The organism is Sphingomonas sp. NPDC079357, from assembly GCF_044901155.1.
GTDB lineage: Bacteria > Pseudomonadota > Alphaproteobacteria > Sphingomonadales > Sphingomonadaceae > Sphingomonas.
Genome location: NZ_JBJDOM010000008.1, coordinates 83,323 through 102,153, shown reverse-complemented (window position 1 = coordinate 102,153; position 18,831 = coordinate 83,323). Strand labels below are relative to the sequence as shown.

The following is an 18,831-nucleotide window of genomic DNA, read 5'->3' as shown; positions in this document are numbered from 1 at the left end:
CGATTATAACGATCATCGTCATTATTGCTTCGTCTGACGGCAGGATCCTGTAGGCTGGGGCATGCGCAGCGTCAGCATCTGGATTTTCTCCGCGCTGGCGATGGTCCTGCTGGCGGCCACGCTCGTCAGTCTGATCCATTCCGACCTATGGAGGGTTCGGGTGCTCGATTTTCCGCGGGTGCTGACGCTGATCGCAATCGGTGTCCTCGCCTTCGGTACCGCCATCTTTGTGCGAGGACATCCGGGGACCGGTGTCATTGCAATCCTGGCGCTTGCCGCAACGCTACAGGCATGGCGTGTGTATCCCTACTTCTGGTTTGCGCCCGTCGAGGTCGAAGACAGGGAAGAGGTGGATGCCGGGGCAGCCGCATCGTGCTTCACCGTGCTGGGGCTCAACGTATACCAGCACAACCGTGACTATACAGCGACGCAGCGGCTGATCGATCGGCTGAAGCCGGATATCCTGCTCCTGATGGAAACCGACCGGCGTTGGGTCGATGCGCTGGCACCGCAGCTGTCCCGCTACCGATCGCGGGTGTTGCGCCCTCTCGAAAACACCTATGGCATGGTGTTCGCGACCAATCTGCCGGTACGCTCGGCCGGGACGCAGAACATCACGGATCAGGATACACCAACGCTGTACGCTCGTCTCGCGACACGGGACGGCCAGCCATTCGACTATATCGGCCTGCATCCTCGTCCGCCGCTTCCAGGTCAGGACACGGACCTGCGCGACCGCAAGATCGAGCATGCCGCGCTGGCAGTCGGCGACAGTGAGGTTCCCAGGATGGCGATGGGCGATTTCAACGACGTCGCATGGTCGCGCACGACCAGGCTTTTCAAGCAGGTCGGCGGCTTTCTCGATCCTCGGATCGGCCGCGGCAACTACCCAAGCTTTCCTGCCGACTATGCAGCGTTGGGCTGGCCGCTCGACCAGCTCTTCATCTCGCCCGCCTTCACCTTCCGCGATCTGCACATTCTCGAAAATGTCGGCTCCGACCATCGCCCGCTTGGGGCCACGCTCTGCCTCATTGGCGATCCGGCACGGCGGCAGAATGCCTCTCCCGACGTGATGACGCCGCAGACGCGTCGCGCGGCACAATCCATGACGAGGCATTAGACAATGTTTACCGGTAGTCTCTTCGGCCTGGTCCGCATCCTCATCGTGGGGCCGCTCGCCTACCTTTCATTGATCGCGGTGCTGCGCGTGAGCGGCAAGCGCACACTCGCCAAGATGAACGCGTTCGACTTCGTTGTGACGGTCGCGCTTGGGTCGACGCTGGCCACCGTGCTGTTATCGAAGGACGTCCCCTTGGACGAAGGCGTGCTCGCCTTCGTCATCCTGGCGGCGCTCCAATTCGTTATCGCCTGGATCGCGCAGCGCGTGTCGCCGGTTGAGGCGGCGATCAAGTCCTCGCCAAGAACACTGCTCTGCGATGGGCGATTTGATGAAACAGCCCTGCTCGACGAGCGCGTGACACGCGACGAGGTGGCGGCTGCGGTGCGCAAGAGTGGGGAAGGCGATCTTGGCCGCATCGCTGCGGTCGTGCTCGAGACGGATGGCAGTTTCAGCGTCATCGCCGCATCAGCCGCAGGCGACCGGTCTGCGTTTCCCAGCTGATTTCTGGCGCTCGATGGTAAGTCTTTCTCCTTCGCCGATTGTCGTTACGTCGGAGGAACAGAAACAATTGCCCTCCCGTTTTACTTATGCCCGACAGTTAGTCGCGGCGCGCCGTGGATCGCTTTACGGCGCCTCATATTTGGAGATGCGCCTTGAAAATACGTCCCGCCATCCTGCTGGCCGCCACGGTGCTGTCGCTCGCTGCATGCAACAAAAGCCCGTCTGACAAGCTCGCCGGCCGGGTCGAGAATGCGGCGGACAATCGTGCAGACGCGATGGAGGCGAACGCGGAGGCGCTGCGCAACCAGGCAGCGATGCTCGACAATCGTGCGGAGAAGGCGCGCGACACGGGGGAATCCCGCGCCGACGCGATCGAGGCCGCTGACATGAACGTCGCCACCATGAGCCAGGAACGACGCGACGCGATCGTCGCCAATCAGGCCGCAGCCGTCCGCTGATTTCCGCGCGCCCGGCCAACGCGACCGGCCGGGCCATCCATAAGGTATCTGCCGATGAAAGCCGGTCTGCTTCGTCTCGCCGATTACCTCGGCTCCAGCTACTGGTTCGTGCCGACGATCATGGCGATCGGGGCGGTGCTGCTCGCGATCGGCATGGTGACGCTCGACGCTGCGCTCGGCTCGTCCTGGATGGGCGGATACGCTTGGATCTATGCGTCCCACCCCGATGGCGCGCGACAGGTGCTGTCGTCGGTGGGCGGCTCGATGATTACCGTCGCCGGCACTGTCTTCTCGGTGACGATCGCGGCCGTGGTGTACGCTTCGGGGCAGTACGGACCGCGGCTGCTCACCAACTTCATGCGCGACCGCGGCAACCAGGTGACGCTCGGCACCTTCATCGCGACGTTTCTCTATTGCCTGCTCGTGCTGCGCACGATCCGTTCGGCCGAGGAGTCGGGCGGCTATGGCTTCGTGCCCAATCTGGCGCTGCTGGTCGGCGTGCTGCTGGCGCTCTGCTCGATCGCGGTGCTGATCTACTTCATTCACCACGTTCCCTCGAAGATCCACATCAACAGCGTCATCGAGGATGTCGGCGACCGGCTGCTGCGCGGGATCGATGACCGGTTTCCCCACTTCATCGGCGAGGCGCCCGACGATCATACCGCGACCGCAGATAGCCTGCCCGCGACCTTCCGCGATCATGCCTCGCCCGCAGTCGGGGCGGAGCGCTTTGTCGTGAAGGCCAAGGACACCGGTTACATCCAGTTCCTCGACGATGAGACGGTGATGCGCGTCGCTCGCGAGAACGACCTGGTATTGCGCCTCCAGTACCAGCCCGGCGACTTCGTCCATGTTGGCCGGGCGCTCGTGGAAGCGTGGCCGCAAAACCGATGCGACGACAAATGCGCCGACGCGCTTCGCGATGCCGTCGCGATCGGCTCGCGCCGTTCCGCGTTGCAGGACCTACGCTTCCTGGTCGACGAGCTGGTCGAGATCGCGGCGCGGGCGCTCTCGCCGGGCGTCAACGATCCTTTTACCGCCGTCACCTGTCTCGACTGGCTGAGTGCAGCGCTGTCCGATCTCGCCGGGCGATCGCTGCCGTCGCACCTGCGGGTGGACGACGACGGTGCGCTTAGGGTCATCGCCCATCCGGTCACCTTCGCCTCGCTGATGGACCGCTCGTTCGGCGCGCTCGCGCAATATTGCGCGCCCGACATGGTAGCGGCGCTACGCTATCTCAACGCGCTCGGCGAGGTGTCGCTGGACTGCGATGAGCCCGATCGTCTGGCAACGATCCGCTCCTACGCCGACAAGCTCGAAGAGCTGGCGAACGAGGGACTGAAGGGCTTCAACCTGCGCCGCGTTCGGGATCGGGCCGATGAGCTGCGCGCCGCGCTGGCCGAGCCCGACTACAAGCGTCGCCTGCGCGACGGCACCGCCTGGCTAGCCGGCACGGCCTGAAGAACCATCATGGACACACCATTGGCCAAGGGCATCCATCCGTCCTAAATCTGGCGCGACCGCGTGCTCCAGGCCGTCGCCGAGGCGCTGGCGGGCGCCGGCATCGATCTGCCCTTCCCGACGACGCAGGTGCTGTTCCACGACCAGACCGAGGCGAGCGACGGCGATCGCCGCCGCCAGCGCGAGGGCTGGCCGGCAGGCGACGACGTGCCCGAGCCGCGTCCACTCAATGCGGTGACCATCGCTCGCGTAAAGGACTGATCGATTGCTCACCCCGTTCAACGCCGCGGCCGTTCTCATCGTGCTCGCCGCGGTGCTTGGCTATTTCAACCACCGAGTGCTCAAGCTGCCGTCCTCGATCGGGCTGACGATCATGGGGGCGGTCGCCTCGCTGATCGTCGTCGGGCTCGACCGGCTGCTGCCCGGTAGCGAGGTCGGCAATCAGATCGTCGGCTTCATCGCCGGCATCGATTTTAACACCACCCTCATGGACGGCATGCTCTCGTTCCTGCTGTTCGCGGGCGCTCTGCACGTTAAATGGGACCACATGCGCGAAGGGCGCTGGCCGATCGCGGTGCTGAGCACGGTGGGCGTGGTGCTTTCCACCGCCATTATCGGGCTGGGCTTCCATGTAATTGCCGGGCGGCTCGGCCTCGCCGTGCCGATCATTTGGTGCCTGGTCTTCGGCGCGCTGATCAGCCCGACTGATCCCGTCGCGGTCATGGGCATCCTTGGCCGTGCCGAGGTGTCGCCGACGCTAAAGGCGACGGTCGCGGGCGAGAGCCTGTTCAACGACGGCGTCGGTGTGGTCGTATTCGCGATCCTGCTCGAGGCCGCGCTGGGCACCGAGCCATTGTCCATCGGCCATGCCGGTGCCTTGTTACTGCAAGAGGCCGGTGGTGGCGTGCTGCTGGGCCTCGGGGCGGGCTGGCTTGGTTACCGTGCGATGCGGACGATCGGATGAGTACAATGTCGAGGTCATGATCAGCCTCGCGGTCGTCATGGGCGGCTATGCGCTTGCCAGCCAGCTTCACGTCAGTGGTCCCGTCGCGATGGCGGTCGCCGGCCTACTGATCGGCAACAAGGGCGTGGCGAACGCCATGTGCGACACGACCCGCGACTATCTGCTGAAGTTCTGGGCGCTGATCGACGCTATCCTCAACGCCGTACTGTTCCTGCTCATCGGACTGGAGGTGGTCGCGATCCAGTGGGATCCGCGCTTGATCGCATTGGGCCTGGCAGCAGTGCCACTGGTCCTGTTGGCACGGGGCATTGCAGTCGTTGCGCCGTTGGTTTTGCTGAGGCCGCTGCTTTCTCTCGGGCGGCTCGCACCGCTGATCTTGATCTGGGGAGGTTTGCGAGGCGGCATATCGGTTGCACTGGCTCTCGGTCTACCAGAGGGGCCGGCGCGTTCGATCGCGCTCGCGGCAACGTACATCGTCGTACTATTCTCTGTCATCGCGCAAGGCGGGACGATCGAACGTGTTCTTGCCCGCGCCAGCCGAAGCGGCATGTCCGCCGCTAGCTGAGGTTTCGCTTCTCACATCGCTGCGTTTCCGAGAAGCGATTTACACTCTAAAAACACCATCGTTTTGGGACAGCCGACGACCGCTCGGTCCGCGCTGATGCTCGCTGCACGACCCCCATTCCAAACATGAACGAGTGTCTCAAGTTGGGAAGCGACGAAGATCGAGCGAATGACTAATTATGGGTCAGTGCCGTCTCGCCCACAAAGTGGATCGGCAAAACTCCAAGTTCGCGCATTGATCGACTGCCCACATCAGCGTTCATGGAGCTGGCGCAGGGGCAACGCCAGCAGCTCGGCGCGAGCGAGTAGTCGGGCGCGGCTTTTGTTGAGCGCGCGGAACCGTTAGCCGGTAGCGAGCTGGTCGTGCACGAAGTCCAGGCTCCAACGCTGATCGGGCAGCGCCGGCACCGGCGCAGGCGCCCGCGCGCTAACGGCGCGCTTTCTTCCCTTCCTGCGCCTCACCGTCAGGCCCTCCTCGCAGTAGAGGCGCTGTGTCTTCTTGCGGTTGATGGTCACGCCATCGCGCCGCAGCAGGATGTGCAAACGCCGGTAGCCGAACCGGCGCCGCTGGCCGGCCAGCTCGCGCAGCCGCGCCCGCAGGCCCTCGTCGCCATCGCGACACGAGCGGTAGCGCATGCTCGTTCTGTCGGCCCCGATCACGGCGCAGGCGCGCCGCTCGCTCATCCCGAACCCAGCCCGCAACCGCGCAACCGCCTCCCGCTTGGCCGCCGCGCTCACCACTTTTTTGACAGCAGGTCTTCAACCCCGCATTGTCCAGCATGGCGTCCCGCCAGCAGTCGCTTGAGGTTGCCGTTCTCGTCTTCCAGTGCCCGCAGCCGCTTCGCTTCGGACACCTCCAGGCCGCCATACTTCGCCTTTCATGCGTTGTAGGTCGCGCTCGACATACCGTGCTTCCGGCAAAGCTGCGTCACCACCGCGCCCGCTTCGGCCTCCTTCAGGATGCCGATGATCTGCTTTTCCGAAAACTGCTTCAGCTTCATTCCGGCCGTCCCTTCGATGGGCCGGTCTCTAGGTCTAGGTGGATGAAGAAACAGGGGGCACGTCAGTCGCACCATCCGATGCGCAGTCCGTCTGACATCGATCCTGCTCGCGCGATGGGGGTTCTGGATCGCCACCGCACCCGCAAAAGGACCGAGCGCCAGCTTGGCCACGACCCATGGAAGGAAGTCCGGGAATGCGTGCAGCTCCTCGACGAGGAAGTTGTTGAAATTGCGTTCCCGTACCCGATCGCGGTACATGCCGGCTGGCAATCCCATGTCCGGTGCCTTTGAGGACGTGCTCACTTCCTCGCCCGGCGATACAGATGGCGCGTGTCCGAACCGACCTGATCGCGATCGCCATCGCCTTGCGCGCAGAGACGCAGGACTGGGTGCGTGACCTAGGAGCGCATCATGTCATCGATCACTCCCAACCGATGGCACCGCAGATCGCTGCCTTGCGGTTCGGCGCGCCTGCGTTCGTCTTCTCGACCACCCATAGCGATCGCCATCTGGCAGATATCGCCGAGTTGATCGCGCCGCAGGGGCGCTTCGTGCTGATCGACGATCCCGCCAGCCTCGACATTGTCGCCTTCAAGCGGAAGGCGGTGTCGGTTCATCGAGAATTGATGTTCACCCGGTCGCTCTTCGACACACCGGACGTCGGCGAGCGGGGTCGTCTGTTGGACGCAGTGGCCGAACTAGTGGACGAGGGCGCATTCGCACCACGGCCACCGAAACGCTGTCACCGATCAATGCCGCCAATCTGATCGAGGCGCGCCGCCGCATCGAGAGCACCGCCACGCGGGGCGAGATCGTCCTGGAAGGCCGGGACAGCCCGCAGGCGTAAGCTCGACGCGGGTTCCTACGAAATGAGCGCGCGGGCGGGGTTAGGCGAATGCCAACTCGCCCGCGACGATCGCCATGGCATGGTCGACGAAGTGCGGCTTCTCGCCGACCGGTGCGACGTAACGAAGTGCCTCGCGCGCCAGTTCGGGCTCGCCTCCGCGGGTGATCAGCCAGGCGGCGAGATACGGCGCGGCAAGACAACCGCCTGCCGTCGCGACATTGCCATGAGCGGCGAACGGTGCGTCGATGACCGTGACACCGGCCTCCACCACCCATGGCTTGGTGGTGAGGTCGGTGCACGCGGGCAAATCACCGATCAGGCCGAGCTTGGCCAGCAGCAGCGTCCCTGAACATTGCGCCGCGATCAACTGCCGCGCTGGATCGAGGTGAAGCCGGGCGAGTATAGCCGGATCGGCGGCGATCTCCCGCGTGCGGACACCACTGCCGATCAGCACCGCATCCGCCCCCTCAAGGAATGCGAGCGGCCGTTGGCGATGGACGGTGACGCCGTTCAACGACGTCACCGTCTCGGCCGGCGCCGTGATGTGCGCGGCCCAGCCATGCGGGCGCAGCCGGTTGATGATCGCGGCGGCCAAGAACGAATCCAGTTCGTTGAAGCCGTCGAAGGTCAGGATCGCGACCTGCATCACCCTTGCGTCCGCCCGGAGAACAAAGTCCGCGTCGCTCCGGCGACCCAGACCTGGCCGGTCTCATCCTGCGAGACATGGATACGCCCGCTCCGCCCGAGGCGCGTGCCCTGCGCGGCGAGATAGCTGCCACTGGCCCGACCGCTGGCGAACAGCCACTGGCCGACCGAGGCGTTGAGGCTGCCGGTCACCGGGTCCTCGATCAGCCCGCCATGCGCGTCGGTGAAGAGCGCGCGCAGTTCGAACGCGACCTCGCTGCCGGGGGCATGTGGTCCGACGATGCCGATGTCGATATGCTCGGGGTGGTACCGCGCCGGTTCGACCGCCAGCACCGCCTCGGCCGACTCCAGCATGACCGCGATCCAGCCGGGGCCATTGTGTGCCCAGGCGGCATCGACAATCGCCGCACGGTCGATCCGCAGCAACTCTGCAACCTGAGCGATCTCCGCCTCGGTCGGCGTGCCCCCGCGCAGCAGCGGTGGGGCGGCAAAAGCAAGCTGATCGCCATCGCGCCGGATCGTCACCAATCCGACGCCGCATTCCTGCACGACCATGCCGTCCTGCTTCGGCTGTCCGCCCGCTTCGAGCCAGGCATGAGCGCTCCCCAAGGTCGGGTGCCCGGCGAAGGGCAGTTCGTGCGCCATGGTGAAGATGCGTACGCGATAATCGGCCGATGAATCGATCGGCGGCAGCAGGAAGGTCGTTTCCGAGAAGTTCAGCCAGCTTGCGATCGCCTGCATCTCGTCCGTCGTCAGGTTATCGGCATCGGCGATGACGGGCAGTGGATTGCCGGTCAGCGGATCGGTGCCGAATACGTCGACGAGGCGGAATGGGCGGGTCACGGGCATCTCCTGTTGATGATGGCTGGTCCTATCGCGGAGCGACTGGCGCTGACAGATACACGTCGGTACGATCATGCCGAACTGTATTGGTGAGAATGGTAGTACGATGGCGAGCGCGCCCGACGAAACTCGAACCGGCATGGTGGTCCGCGCGATCCGCGACCGGATCGACGCCCGCACGCTGACGCCGGGCGCACGGCTGCCGTCGATCCGCGCCATGGCCGAGACGAGCGGCGTCGCCCGCTCGACGGTGGTCGAGGCCTATGATCGCCTCGCGGCCGAGGGTGTAATCCGGTCGCGACCGGGATCGGGATTTTATGTTGCCGCGCCGTTGGCCCCGCTGGCGCTGGATCGGCTGGCCAGCACGAAGGAGCGTGAGGTCGACCCGCTTTGGATGCTCCGCCAGTCGCTGGGCGAGCGGCGGCACGAAATGATGCCAGGGTGCGGCTGGCTACCCGATGATTGGCTGGCGGGCGACGCACTCCGCAAGGCAATGCGCGGGGCGGCGCGATCCGACGAGAACGGCACGCTGGCGGGCTATGCTTCCCCCTTGGGTTCGCCCCCGCTGAGGGCATTGCTGGCGAGGCGGATGGCGGATCAGGGGATCGAAGCCGGCGCCGACCAGATCTTGCTGACCGACAGCGGCACCCACGCCCTTGATCTGGTGTGCCGCTTCCTGCTTCAGCCGGGCGATACCGTGCTGGTAGACGACCCATGTTACTTCAACTTCCTGGCGCTTCTACGGGCGCACCGGGCAACCGTTGTCGGCGTGCCGATGACACCGACGGGTCCAGACGTCGCCGCCTTCGCCGAGGCCGCCGCGACCCATCGGCCGCGCTTCTACCTGACCAACTCAGGCGTCCATAACCCGACCGGCGCGTCGCTCGCGGCCACTACCGCGCACCGGCTGCTCAAGATCGCGGAGGCGCATGACATGGTGGTCGTCGAGGACGATATTTTCGCCGACTTCGAACACACGCCGTCGCCACGACTGGCTGCCTTCGACGGGCTCGACCGGACGATCCGCATTGGCAGCTTCTCCAAGTCGCTGTCGGCGGCGGTGCGCTGTGGCCATATCGCGGCGCGACCCAACTGGATCGAAGGGCTGGCCGACCTACGCATCGCGACGTCGATGGCGGGCAGTCCGCTCGCCGCCAACCTGCTCCATGCGGTGCTGACCGATGGCAGCTATCGGCGCCACGTTGACGGTGTCCGGACCCGGCTGGCCCGGGCTACGGCCCGGGTGGCGAAGCGTCTGCGGGCAATCGGTATCGAGCCGTGGACCGATCCGGGGGCAGGCATCTTTCTTTGGGCGCATTTGCCGAATGGGGTCGATGCAGTCGACCTCGCGCGGAGGGCGATTGATGCAGGGATCGTTCTGGCGCCGGGTCCGGTGTTCAGCACCAACGGAAGCTGGCGGGATCACATGCGCTTCAACGTCGCCATGAGCGATGACGACCGGCTGCACGCGTTTCTGGAAAAGGCCGTTTCGCGCCCGCTACTCGAACCGGCTGGCTAGGCGCTCGACCAGGAAGTCGACGAACACCCGCACCCGTGCAGGGGTGGCGGCGCCGCCGACGAAGACGGCGTGGATCAACTCGACATCGCCTGGATTGTATTCTTCCAGCAGCGGCACGAGCCGCCCGTCCGCGATCTCAGCCGCGATGCTGAAGCGGCCGACCCGGGTAATGCCAACCCCGGCAGCAGCGAGATGTCCGAGCGTCTCGCCATTGTTGGCGACGATGCCGCCCTCGACACTCAGCGCGAAATCCTTGCCGTCGCGGCGGAACGGCCAGATCGGTTCGGCGCGGCGAAAGCTGAAGTTCAGGCAGTTATGGGCGTGCAAATCCTCCGGGACCTTGGGCGTGCCCGCCCGCGCCAGATAATCGGGCGACGCCACGATCACTCGCCGCGCCTCGGATAGCTTCCGGACCGTGAGTCCGCTATCGGCGAGGGGGCCGAAGCGGATCGCGACATCGGCCTGTCCGCCAGCGATGTCGACCAGTGTGTCGGTCAACGCGATATCGATCAGGATATGCGGATAGGCGCGCGCGAAGTCGCCGAGCAGCGGAACGACGCACAACCGGCCATGCGCCAGCGCCGCACTGATCCGTAACCGTCCGCGCGGCGCGCCCTGATCGGCGATCTGCTGCTCGGCATCGTCGAGGTCGGCAAGGATGCGGCGGGCGGCGAGCAGATAGGCTTGCCCCTCGGCGGTCAGCGTCAGCGCGCGGGTGGAGCGGAGCAGCAGCCGGACGCCCAACCGCGCCTCAATCCGGTCGATCGCCCGCGCCACGGCTGATGGCGTCAGCCCGAGCGTGCGACCGGCGGCGGAGAAGCTGCCTTCCTCCACCACGTTCGCGAACAGGGCGAGCGACCGGGCGCGATCGTCATTGCCTATCACCTTTGCATCCAAGGCATAGATCCTTTGCACCGGCGGGCCGTTCCGCCACGCTGCTTCACCGTCCATCTATGCGCCTGACAATGACGTTCGCAAAGGAGATGTCATGGAATATCGGCAATTGGGATCGTCCGGCCTGCGCGTTCCGGCCCTGTCGTTCGGCGCGGGGACCTTCGGCGGCAAGGGACCGCTGTTCAGCGCCTGGGGCACAAGCGACGCCGCCGAGGCGCGGCGGCTGGTCGACATCTGCCTCGACGCGGGGGTGACGCTGTTCGATACCGCCGACGTCTATTCGGATGGCGCGTCGGAACAGGTTCTGGGAGAAGCGATCAAGGGTCGGCGCGATGCCGTCCTCATCTCGACCAAGACCGGCCTGCCGATGGGTGACGGTCCGCAGGACTGGGGCGCGTCGCGGGTGCGGCTGATCGGCGCGGTCGAGGCGGCGCTGCGGCGGCTCGGCACCGACCGGATCGACCTGCTACAGCTTCACGCCTTCGACGCGTCAACGCCGACCGAGGAGGTGATGGGCACGCTCAACCGGCTGATCGCGGATGGCAAGGTCCGCTATGCGGGCGTCTCCAATTATCCCGGCTGGCAGATCATGAAGGCGCAAGCGCTCGCCGATCGTCACGGCTGGCCGCGCCTCGTCGCGCATCAGGTCTATTACTCGCTGATCGGCCGTGCGTACGAATGGGACCTCATGCCGCTGGCGGCGGACCAGGGTGTCGGCGGGCTGATCTGGAGCCCGCTCGGCTGGGGCCGGCTGACCGGCAAGATCGGGCGCGGCCGGCCGATCCCGGCGGGCAGTCGCCTCCATGAGACGGCTCAGTTCGCGCCACCGGTCGAGGACGAACATCTCTACCGCGTCGTCGATGCGCTGGAGGCGGTGGCGGCCGAGGTGGGCAAGACAGTACCCCAGGTCGCGATCAACTGGCTGCTGCGACGGCCGACTGTATCATCGGTCATCATCGGTGCGCGCGACGAGGCGCAACTGCGCGACAATCTGGGCGCGGTCGGCTGGGCGCTGACGCCCGAGCAGGTGGCCGCGCTCGATGCGGCGAGCGACGTGCTGCCGCCCTATCCGCACACGCCCTATCGGCAGCAGGAGGGTTTTGCCCGCCTAGCGCCATCGATGGTTTGACGGGAGCCAAGATCATGAAGTTCAACCTCGGATTGCTCGCGCTGGCGGTCGGCGCCTTCGGCATCGGCGTGACCGAGTTCGCGCCGATGGGCATGTTGCCGGTGATCGCGGCCGACCTGCATGTGTCAATCCCCGCCGCCGGGCTGCTGGTCAGCGCCTATGCGATGGGCGTGCTGATCGGCGCGCCGTTGATGACGCTCACCACCGGGCGGATCGACCGGCGGACACTGCTAATCGCGTTGATGGGCATCTTCACGCTCGGCAATGCGCTGTCGGCGGTGGCGGACGGATACTGGATGCTGATGGCGGCGCGGGTCGTCACCTCGTTCAACCATGGCGCGTTCTTCGGCGTCGGATCGGTGGTGGCCGCCAGCCTCGTGTCGCCGGACAAGCGTGCGGGCGCGGTGGCGGCTATGTTCACCGGGCTGACCGTCGCCACCATCGGCGGCGTGCCAGCGGCGACCTGGGTCAGCGAGGCGATTGGCTGGCGCACCGCGTTTGCGGGGATCGCGGGCGTCGGCGCGATCGCGATGCTGTCGCTCCGCTTCGCGCTGCCGTCGCTGCCGGCTGTGGAGGGCGGCGACATGCGCGCCGAACTGCTGGTGCTGACGCGCGGGCCGGTGGTGATGGCGCTGGCGCTGACCACGATCGGCTTTGGCGGCGTGTTCACCGTGTTCACTTATATCGTGCCGATCCTGCGCGATGTGACGCATGGCTCGACCGGCTATGTCACCGCGATGCTGATGCTCTTCGGCGTCGGCGCGACGATCGGCAACGGCATCGGCGGGCGGCTTGCGGACCGTTCGGTCGACCGGGCGCTGATGACGATGCTGGCGATCATGGCGCTGACGCTGCTTGCCTTCACGGTTCTCATGCAATGGCCGGTGACCGCTGCCATCGCGATCCTGATCTGGGGCATCGCCAGCTTCGCGATCGTGCCGCCTTTGCAGATGCGCGTGATGGACGCGGCCTCGGACGCGCCAAACCTCGCCTCCGCGATGAATATCGGTGCCTTCAACCTTGGTAACGCGATCGGTGCGGCGCTGGGCGGCGGCGTGATCGGGGCTGGGCTGGGCTTGCCCACCGTATCGCTGGCCGGTGCAGCGATGGCGGCGGTGGCGCTGGCGATGCTGCTGGCGTTCCGGCATCGGCCGAACGCCAAGGCCTGCCCGGCCTGACAGGCAACGACGCTAGCCCTGGATCACAGCCGCTTCCGCATCCGGGTCAGCGGCACGACGACACCATCGACATGGGTATCGGCGCGCTCAACCGGGTCGTAACCGCAGGCCGCGTAGAGCGGTACGCCGCCGGCCGTGCCCATCAATTCTACGGCGGCGAAACCCTCCGCCCGTGCCGCCTGTTCGCAGCGGTCGAGGATCATCCGGCCGATCCCGCGCCGGACATGGTCCGGGTGGGTGTACATAGCGCGGATGCGGGCGGCGTCCTTCGCCGGATCGAGCAGCGCCGGGTCGCGCAATTCGGCGCTATGGTCGCCGCCATAGAGCGTTGCGCGCCGGCTCCATCCGCCGCAGCCGACCGGCACGCCATGGTCCTCGACCACGAAGTACGTGCCGTCGCGCACCAATTGCGTGTCGAGCCCCATCACCGAGCGGCTGGCGATGATCTGCGCCGGGGTCAGCACCGCCGCCTGGCCGCGATTGATCGACAGCATCATCAAGTCGCGCAGCGTCCCGAGGTCGGCTTCGCTCGCGAGGCGGATCGTCAGGCGGCCGCTCACGCCGCCAAATCCAGCCGCCAGGTCTCTCCCTGAAGCGGAATGCCGAACCGCTCATGCATCGCCGTCTCGGCACACACGAAACCATGCGCGGCATAGAGGCGCCGCGCAGACTCCAGCACGGTGTGGGTCCACAGCGTCAACGCGCGATAGCCCGCTTCCCGTGCGAAGGTGACGCAAGCCCCGACCAGCGCATCGCCGATGCCCCGGCGGCGGGCGAAGGGTTCGACATGCAGCAGCCGCAGCCGGGCGATATCGTTGCCTTCGTCGGTCACGAACACCGCGCCCGCCATCACCCCGTCGATCTCGGCGACCCAGCATTGCTCGCGCTCGGGATTGAAGTCGCGCAGGAACGCCGCGGTGACCTCGCTTTCAATCACCTCCAGTTCGCGACCCCAGCCGTGACTTTCGGCATAGAGGAGCGCCTGGCGCGCGGCGATCAGCGCGGGCTCGCCGGTGCGAAAAGGCCGGATCACGAACAGCCCACCCGAGGCCGGATCGAGCAGCAGCCGCGCGCGCGTCAGGGCTTCGACCAGATCGCGCCGCGCTTGTCCGTCCACTGTTGCGAGCAGATCGCCGACGGCATCGCTCTGGCGGTGGTCGAGCGTGCCGAAGGCCTCACGTCCCGCTTCGGTCAGCCGCAGGTCGCGGGCGCGGGCATCGTCGTCACGGCGCACCCTTACGATCCAACCGCGCTTTTCGAAGCGTGCGACCAGGCGGCTGAGATAACCCGCGTCCATGCCCAGCGCGTTCAGCAAGACGCTGGCGGTGACGGGCTCGCGCGTGGCGATCTCGAACAGCAAACGGGCTTCGGGCAGGCTCGCCTCGGTGCCGAGGAACCGGGCATCGAGCGCGCCGATCGTCTGGGTGTAGAAGCGGTTGAACCGGCGGATGGCGGTGACGTCTGCATCTTCCATGTCCGCCATGCTGGATCCATTTACTTGACGAAGTCAAGTATCAGGGCAGCGTCGGCTCCGGCACCAGTTGCGTGCGCATCGCTGCCGCATCGCGACCCGGTGGTGCCCCGAACAGGCGGCGATAGTCGCGGCTGAATTGAGACAGGCTTTCGTAACCGATCGCGAAGCCGACCCGCGCGACCTCCTCGGCGGCGACCAGGCGGCGGCGTGCTTCCTGCAAGCGGACCTGCTTCTGGAACTGCACCGGCGTCATCGTCGTCACCGCCTTGAAGTGGCGGTGGAAGCCGGGGACGCTCATGCCCGCCAGCGCGGCGAGATCGGCCACGCGTAGCGTTTCGGCATAATGGTCGCGGATGAACGCCGTCGCGCGGCCGATCCGCGCGGCATGGGTATCGACCAGACCCATCTGGCGCAGCGCTGGTCCCAAACTTCCGCCGAGCAGCCTCCAGACGATCTCGCGCCGGATCAGCGGGGCGAGCACCGCCTGATCGGCCGGATGGTCGAGCAGTTCGAGCAGACGACTGAGAGGATCACGCAACGCCGGATCGTGGTCGCTCGTCGCCAGCGCGTTGAAGGCGGCAGCCGGTCCCGGCGTGCTAGGCTGCTCCGCCACCAGATCGGCCACGGTCATGGGCTCGATCGCCAGGGACAGCGCTAGATAGGGCTCCTCAGCGCTCGCTCGAATGATGCGTGACGTGACCGGCAGGTCGACCGAGGCGAGCAGACATTGCCCCTCGGCATAATGATAGGGCGTCGGCCCCAGCATCGACATCTTCGCGCCCTGCACGACGAGGCAGAAGGACGGCCGATAGACCGTGCGAATGATGCCGGTCGGCTCCTCCGCGCGGGTGATGAGCAGGCCCGGGATCGGCGTTTCGCGACCATGGACCAACCAATGGCGCTCGATCAGCCGGGCAAGGTCGGACAACGTCGTCATGGCAGATACCTTAGCTTCGCCGAGCACCGAATGCACCGGCGGCCGCGTCAATTTGATAGGATCGGGCAGGCCTTTGATCGGATCGGCGTCGCGGCGCCGAGCGTTCGCGGCGTACCTCCGGCTCATCCATTCCAACAGGAGTATGCATCCCATGCGTATGCGCCAACTCGGCCATAGCGGCCTGTTCGTGTCCGAACTCTGCCTCGGCACCATGACCTTCGGCGGCAGCGAGGGCATCTGGGGCCAGATCGGTCAGCTTCGCCAGGACGAGGCCGATGCGCTCGTGAAGACCGCGCTTGGTGCCGGCATCAACTTCATCGACACCGCCAATGTCTATGCCGGCGGCGAGAGCGAGCGCATTCTCGGCCAGTCGCTCAAGAACCTCGGCGTCGCCCGCGACGATGTCGTGATCGCGACCAAGGTGCTGGGCCCGATGGGCGACGGCCCGAATGCGCGCGGCGCCTCGCGCAGCCACATCCTCAGCCAGTGCAAGCAGAGCCTCCAGCGGCTCGGCCTCGACCATATCGACCTCTACCAGATCCATGGCTTTGATCCTGCGACGCCGATAGAGGAGACGCTGGAGGCGCTCGACACGCTCGTCCGCCATGGTCACGTCCGCTATCTCGGCTTGTCCAACTGGGCGGCGTGGCAGGTGATGAAGTCGGTCGGCATCGCCCAGGCGCGGCGGCTCGCGCCGATCCTGTCGCTCCAGGCCTATTACACGCTGGTCGGCCGCGACCTGGAACGCGAGATCGTGCCGATGCTGCGGTCGGAGAAGATCGGGTTGATGGTGTGGAGTCCGCTCGCCGGCGGCTATCTGTCGGGCAAATATGATGGCGAGGGTCAGGCGGCGGACGGTCGGCGCGCAACGTTCGACTTTCCGCCGGTCGATCGCACCCGTGGTTCGGTGGTGATCCCCGAGATGCGCCGCATCGCCGAGGCGAAGGGCTGCACCGTCGCGCAGGTCGCGCTCGCCTGGCTACTTCACCAGCCGGTGGTGACGAGCGTGATCGTCGGGGCCAAGCGGGTCGACCAGCTCACCGATAATATCGCCGCGACCCAGGTGTCGCTCGACGCGGACGATCTGGCTGCGCTCGATGCGGTGACCAAGCTGCCTGCGGAATATCCCGGCTGGATGCTGGAGCGCCAGGGCGGCTATCGCGCCTGACCGTCGCAGGTTCGGCGGGACGGTTTCGATCGTCCCGCCGAACCGAACTTTACTCCGGAGGGGCAACGGATCAACCGGGCAGGAGACGGCCCGTCCGGGCGGCATAGGCAAAGGCCGGAAAGCCGAAAGCCTCTGCCTGGCGAGCGGTAGTTTTACAGTAATAGGGCACGCCGTGCAGTTCGGCTGCCCAGCCGGTGCTACGACGTTCGACGATGGCGTAGCGCGCCAGCGGGCATCCCGCTTCCATGACGTGCGGGGTCGCGCCCCGATCCCGGTAGCACGGAATCCCGACGCCGCCGGGGTTAACGATCAGCACGCCATCGACCGTCACCATGCGCGGCGTATGCGTGTGCCCGCACAGCACCAAACTGGCGGCACCGATCCCCTTTAGATGCGGCCGGATGGCGACGTCGGCATCCAGTGTCGCGCGGCCAGACATCACGTCCTCGAGCAGATATTCCAGATCGCCACCGGCCGGGTTGCCATGGCAGGCGAAGATATCGCCGTCGCAAAGGGTGAGCGTCGCGGGCAGCCCCTCGATCCATACCCAATGCTCTTGGGTCAGGAGTGGCCGCGCCAGAACGTCGAAGGCGCCGTCGCTGCCGTCCTGTAACTGCCGCTCGTGGTTTCCAGCGATGGTCAGATAATCGGAGCGCATCTGAAGCTCGGCGCCCCAGGATCGAACGGGCCGGACACGAGGTCGCCCAGATTGACGATCAGGTCGGGCGCGGCGGCGGTTATTGCGTCGCGGACAGCCTCCAGCGCAGCCAGATTTCCATGGGCGTCGGCAATAACCCCGATCTTCAATGCTGCCTCCTCGGCGGAGACGCGCGGCGTCCAGGCGGAACTTGGCAGACGCTCCTTCAAAACGCCATGCAGGGCAGCGCCCCACACGCTGCCGGCCCGCTGGATTGACGGCCGCCCGATTACAGTTCTTCTCCCCACTATGAGCGTTTCTCTCCGCGAAGCCCGCAGGATCGTCTTGGCAGCCCAGGGCTTTGGTCGCGCGCGTCCCGACAGCCCGTCGGTTCTCCACCTGCGCAGCACCGCCGAGCGGCTCAACCTCTTCCAGATCGATAGCGTCAACGTACTGACGCGGGCGCACTATCTACCCGCGTTCTCGCGGCTCGGTGGTTATGACCGAGCTTTTCTGGAGGGCGATGCGTGGGGGCCGAAACGCCAGCGGCGGATGTTCGAATATTGGGCACATGAAGCGTCGTTGCTGCCGCTCGACCTCCACCCGCTGCTCCGCTGGCGCATGGCGCGGGCGGAGCGAGGCGAGATCGGCTATCAGGCGCTGCGCCGGTTCGCGGTCGAACGCCGGGCCGAGGCTGACGCCGTTCTCGAACGGATCACCGCCGAAGGCCCGCTGGCCGCGGCCGACTTCGAGAACGGGTCCAGCCGCAGCGGCTGGTGGGAATGGAGCCACGTCAAGCACGCGCTTGAATGGCTGTTCTGGTCCGGCCAGATCACCACCGCGACCCGGCGGGGCAGCTTCGCGCGCCTGTACGACCTGACCGAGCGAGTCATTCCGCCGGCGGTGCTGGCGCTACCAACGCCGTCGGCCGGAGCGGCGCAACGTGCGCTGATCGAACGGAGCGCTCGTGCGCTGGGCGTCGCGACCGCCGGCGATCTGCGCGACTATTTCCGGTTGAAACCCGCCGAAGCCGATCACGCCATCGCCGACCTGGCGGAAGACGGAGTGCTCGTGCCGGTGCGGGTCGAGGGCTGGAGCCAGAAGGCATGGATGCATCGCGACGCGACCATGCCGCGCCGGGTGCGCAGTGCTGCCTTGCTCGCGCCCTTCGATCCTTTGATCTGGGGGCGGGCACGCGCCGAACGCCTGTTCGGCTTCCACTATCGCATCGAAATCTATGTGCCGCAGGATCGGCGCACGCATGGCTATTATGTGCTGCCCTTCCTGATGGACGAGGCGCTGGTTGCCCGGGTTGATCTGAAGGCGGACCGGCAGGCCGGGCTGCTGCTCGCGCACCGCATCACGCTGGAACCGGGAGCGCCCGCCGATACGCTGCCTCGGCTTGAGGCCGAGCTCGACCGGATGACGGCATGGCTCGGTTTGAACGCCGTCCGCATCGGCGCGATCGTCCATCGGGTTTGAGCGTCTTCC

General features: G+C 66.3%; 19 protein-coding genes and 2 pseudogenes. 12 read left to right on the top strand and 9 right to left on the bottom strand.

Going from position 1 to position 18,831, the window contains the following annotated elements; all coding sequences use genetic code 11:
• Window positions 1-178: 178 nt before the first annotated feature.
• The 6 genes and pseudogenes from ACI2JO_RS17775 (at window position 179) to ACI2JO_RS17750 (ending at window position 5,069) form a co-directional block, all read left to right on the top strand.
• Entirely contained in the window at window positions 179-1,120 is a 942-nt protein-coding gene (locus ACI2JO_RS17775; RefSeq protein WP_404721939.1) for an endonuclease/exonuclease/phosphatase family protein, read from the top strand.
• Window positions 1,121-1,165: 45 nt separating this feature from the next.
• Window positions 1,166-1,621 carry a DUF421 domain-containing protein gene (locus ACI2JO_RS17770; RefSeq protein WP_404721938.1) on the top strand — a complete coding sequence of 152 codons (456 nt, stop codon included), beginning with the start codon at window positions 1,166-1,168 and terminating at the stop codon, window positions 1,619-1,621.
• A gap of 152 nt (window positions 1,622-1,773) precedes the next feature.
• Window positions 1,774-2,079 carry a hypothetical protein gene (locus tag ACI2JO_RS17765; RefSeq protein ID WP_404721937.1) on the top strand — a complete coding sequence of 102 codons (306 nt, stop codon included), beginning with the start codon at window positions 1,774-1,776 and terminating at the stop codon, window positions 2,077-2,079.
• A 54-nt stretch (window positions 2,080-2,133) separates the two neighbouring features.
• Window positions 2,134-3,540 (top strand): DUF2254 domain-containing protein, encoded by a 1,407-nt coding sequence (locus ACI2JO_RS17760; RefSeq protein WP_404721936.1) that lies wholly within the window; start codon window positions 2,134-2,136, stop codon window positions 3,538-3,540.
• 63 nt (window positions 3,541-3,603) lie between these two features.
• A complete protein-coding gene (locus ACI2JO_RS17755; protein ID WP_404721935.1) occupies window positions 3,604-3,801 on the top strand; it encodes a hypothetical protein in 198 nt (65 codons plus the stop codon).
• A 40-nt stretch (window positions 3,802-3,841) separates the two neighbouring features.
• Window positions 3,842-5,069, top strand: a pseudogene (locus ACI2JO_RS17750) (cation:proton antiporter).
• A gap of 344 nt (window positions 5,070-5,413) precedes the next feature.
• Here ACI2JO_RS17750 and ACI2JO_RS17745 read toward each other — a convergent pair.
• Window positions 5,414-6,069 (bottom strand): annotated as a pseudogene (locus ACI2JO_RS17745) (transposase); the annotation flags it as partial.
• 323 nt (window positions 6,070-6,392) lie between these two features.
• On the opposite strand from ACI2JO_RS17745, the gene ACI2JO_RS17740 reads away from it, so the two are divergent.
• Window positions 6,393-6,836, top strand: a complete 444-nt coding sequence (locus ACI2JO_RS17740) for a zinc-binding dehydrogenase (RefSeq protein ID WP_404721934.1) — start codon at window positions 6,393-6,395, stop codon at window positions 6,834-6,836.
• A gap of 120 nt (window positions 6,837-6,956) precedes the next feature.
• Here ACI2JO_RS17740 and ACI2JO_RS17735 read toward each other — a convergent pair whose 3' ends face one another.
• Window positions 6,957-7,562 (bottom strand): DJ-1/PfpI family protein, encoded by a 606-nt coding sequence (locus ACI2JO_RS17735; RefSeq protein ID WP_404721933.1) that lies wholly within the window; start codon window positions 7,560-7,562, stop codon window positions 6,957-6,959.
• Complete coding sequence (locus ACI2JO_RS17730; RefSeq protein ID WP_404721932.1) at window positions 7,562-8,404, bottom strand: PhzF family phenazine biosynthesis protein; 843 nt, start codon at window positions 8,402-8,404, stop codon at window positions 7,562-7,564. Before ACI2JO_RS17730 ends, ACI2JO_RS17735 begins: the two co-directional genes overlap by 1 nt.
• A gap of 106 nt (window positions 8,405-8,510) precedes the next feature.
• Between ACI2JO_RS17730 and ACI2JO_RS17725 the strand changes: the two genes are divergently transcribed.
• The gene (locus tag ACI2JO_RS17725; protein WP_404721931.1) at window positions 8,511-9,923 is read left to right on the top strand and encodes a PLP-dependent aminotransferase family protein; all 1,413 of its coding nucleotides are present in this window, start codon (window positions 8,511-8,513) and stop codon (window positions 9,921-9,923) included.
• On the opposite strand, the gene ACI2JO_RS17720 is transcribed toward ACI2JO_RS17725, so the two are convergent.
• Window positions 9,903-10,820: a LysR family transcriptional regulator gene (locus tag ACI2JO_RS17720; RefSeq protein WP_404721930.1), complete on the bottom strand. Its 918-nt coding sequence runs from the start codon at window positions 10,818-10,820 to the stop codon at window positions 9,903-9,905. The two genes, ACI2JO_RS17725 and ACI2JO_RS17720, sit on opposite strands and share 21 nt — an antisense overlap.
• 91 nt (window positions 10,821-10,911) lie before the next feature.
• Between ACI2JO_RS17720 and ACI2JO_RS17715 the strand changes: the two genes are divergently transcribed.
• Entirely contained in the window at window positions 10,912-11,946 is a 1,035-nt protein-coding gene (locus ACI2JO_RS17715; RefSeq protein WP_404721929.1) for an aldo/keto reductase, read from the top strand.
• Window positions 11,947-11,960: 14 nt separating this feature from the next.
• Window positions 11,961-13,124 (top strand): MFS transporter, encoded by a 1,164-nt coding sequence (locus ACI2JO_RS17710; RefSeq protein ID WP_404721928.1) that lies wholly within the window; start codon window positions 11,961-11,963, stop codon window positions 13,122-13,124.
• Window positions 13,125-13,147: 23 nt separating this feature from the next.
• Here ACI2JO_RS17710 and ACI2JO_RS17705 read toward each other — a convergent pair whose 3' ends face one another.
• From ACI2JO_RS17705 to ACI2JO_RS17695, 3 genes are read right to left on the bottom strand one after another with little or no spacing between them, the layout of a single operon-like run.
• Complete coding sequence (locus ACI2JO_RS17705; protein ID WP_404721927.1) at window positions 13,148-13,684, bottom strand: GNAT family N-acetyltransferase; 537 nt, start codon at window positions 13,682-13,684, stop codon at window positions 13,148-13,150.
• On the bottom strand, window positions 13,681-14,598 hold the full coding sequence (locus ACI2JO_RS17700; protein ID WP_404721957.1) for a GNAT family N-acetyltransferase: 918 nt from the start codon (window positions 14,596-14,598) through the stop codon (window positions 13,681-13,683). The genes ACI2JO_RS17705 and ACI2JO_RS17700 overlap by 4 nt, the downstream gene beginning before the upstream one ends.
• Before the next feature lie 40 nt (window positions 14,599-14,638).
• Entirely contained in the window at window positions 14,639-15,535 is an 897-nt protein-coding gene (locus tag ACI2JO_RS17695; RefSeq protein WP_404721926.1) for an AraC family transcriptional regulator N-terminal domain-containing protein, read from the bottom strand.
• A gap of 151 nt (window positions 15,536-15,686) precedes the next feature.
• On the opposite strand from ACI2JO_RS17695, the gene ACI2JO_RS17690 reads away from it, so the two are divergent.
• The gene (locus ACI2JO_RS17690; protein ID WP_404721925.1) at window positions 15,687-16,703 is read left to right on the top strand and encodes an aldo/keto reductase; all 1,017 of its coding nucleotides are present in this window, start codon (window positions 15,687-15,689) and stop codon (window positions 16,701-16,703) included.
• A gap of 70 nt (window positions 16,704-16,773) precedes the next feature.
• On the opposite strand, the gene ACI2JO_RS17685 is transcribed toward ACI2JO_RS17690, so the two are convergent.
• Together ACI2JO_RS17685 and ACI2JO_RS17680 are read right to left on the bottom strand one after the other, a co-directional pair.
• Window positions 16,774-17,361, bottom strand: a complete 588-nt coding sequence (locus ACI2JO_RS17685; RefSeq protein ID WP_404721924.1) for a metallophosphoesterase family protein — start codon at window positions 17,359-17,361, stop codon at window positions 16,774-16,776.
• Window positions 17,343-17,510 (bottom strand): metallophosphoesterase family protein, encoded by a 168-nt coding sequence (locus ACI2JO_RS17680; protein WP_404721923.1) that lies wholly within the window; start codon window positions 17,508-17,510, stop codon window positions 17,343-17,345. The genes ACI2JO_RS17685 and ACI2JO_RS17680 overlap by 19 nt, the downstream gene beginning before the upstream one ends.
• A 175-nt stretch (window positions 17,511-17,685) precedes the next feature.
• Between ACI2JO_RS17680 and ACI2JO_RS17675 the strand changes: the two genes are divergently transcribed.
• Window positions 17,686-18,822 (top strand): winged helix-turn-helix domain-containing protein, encoded by a 1,137-nt coding sequence (locus tag ACI2JO_RS17675; protein ID WP_404721922.1) that lies wholly within the window; start codon window positions 17,686-17,688, stop codon window positions 18,820-18,822.
• The last annotated feature ends 9 nt before the right edge of the window (window positions 18,823-18,831 follow it).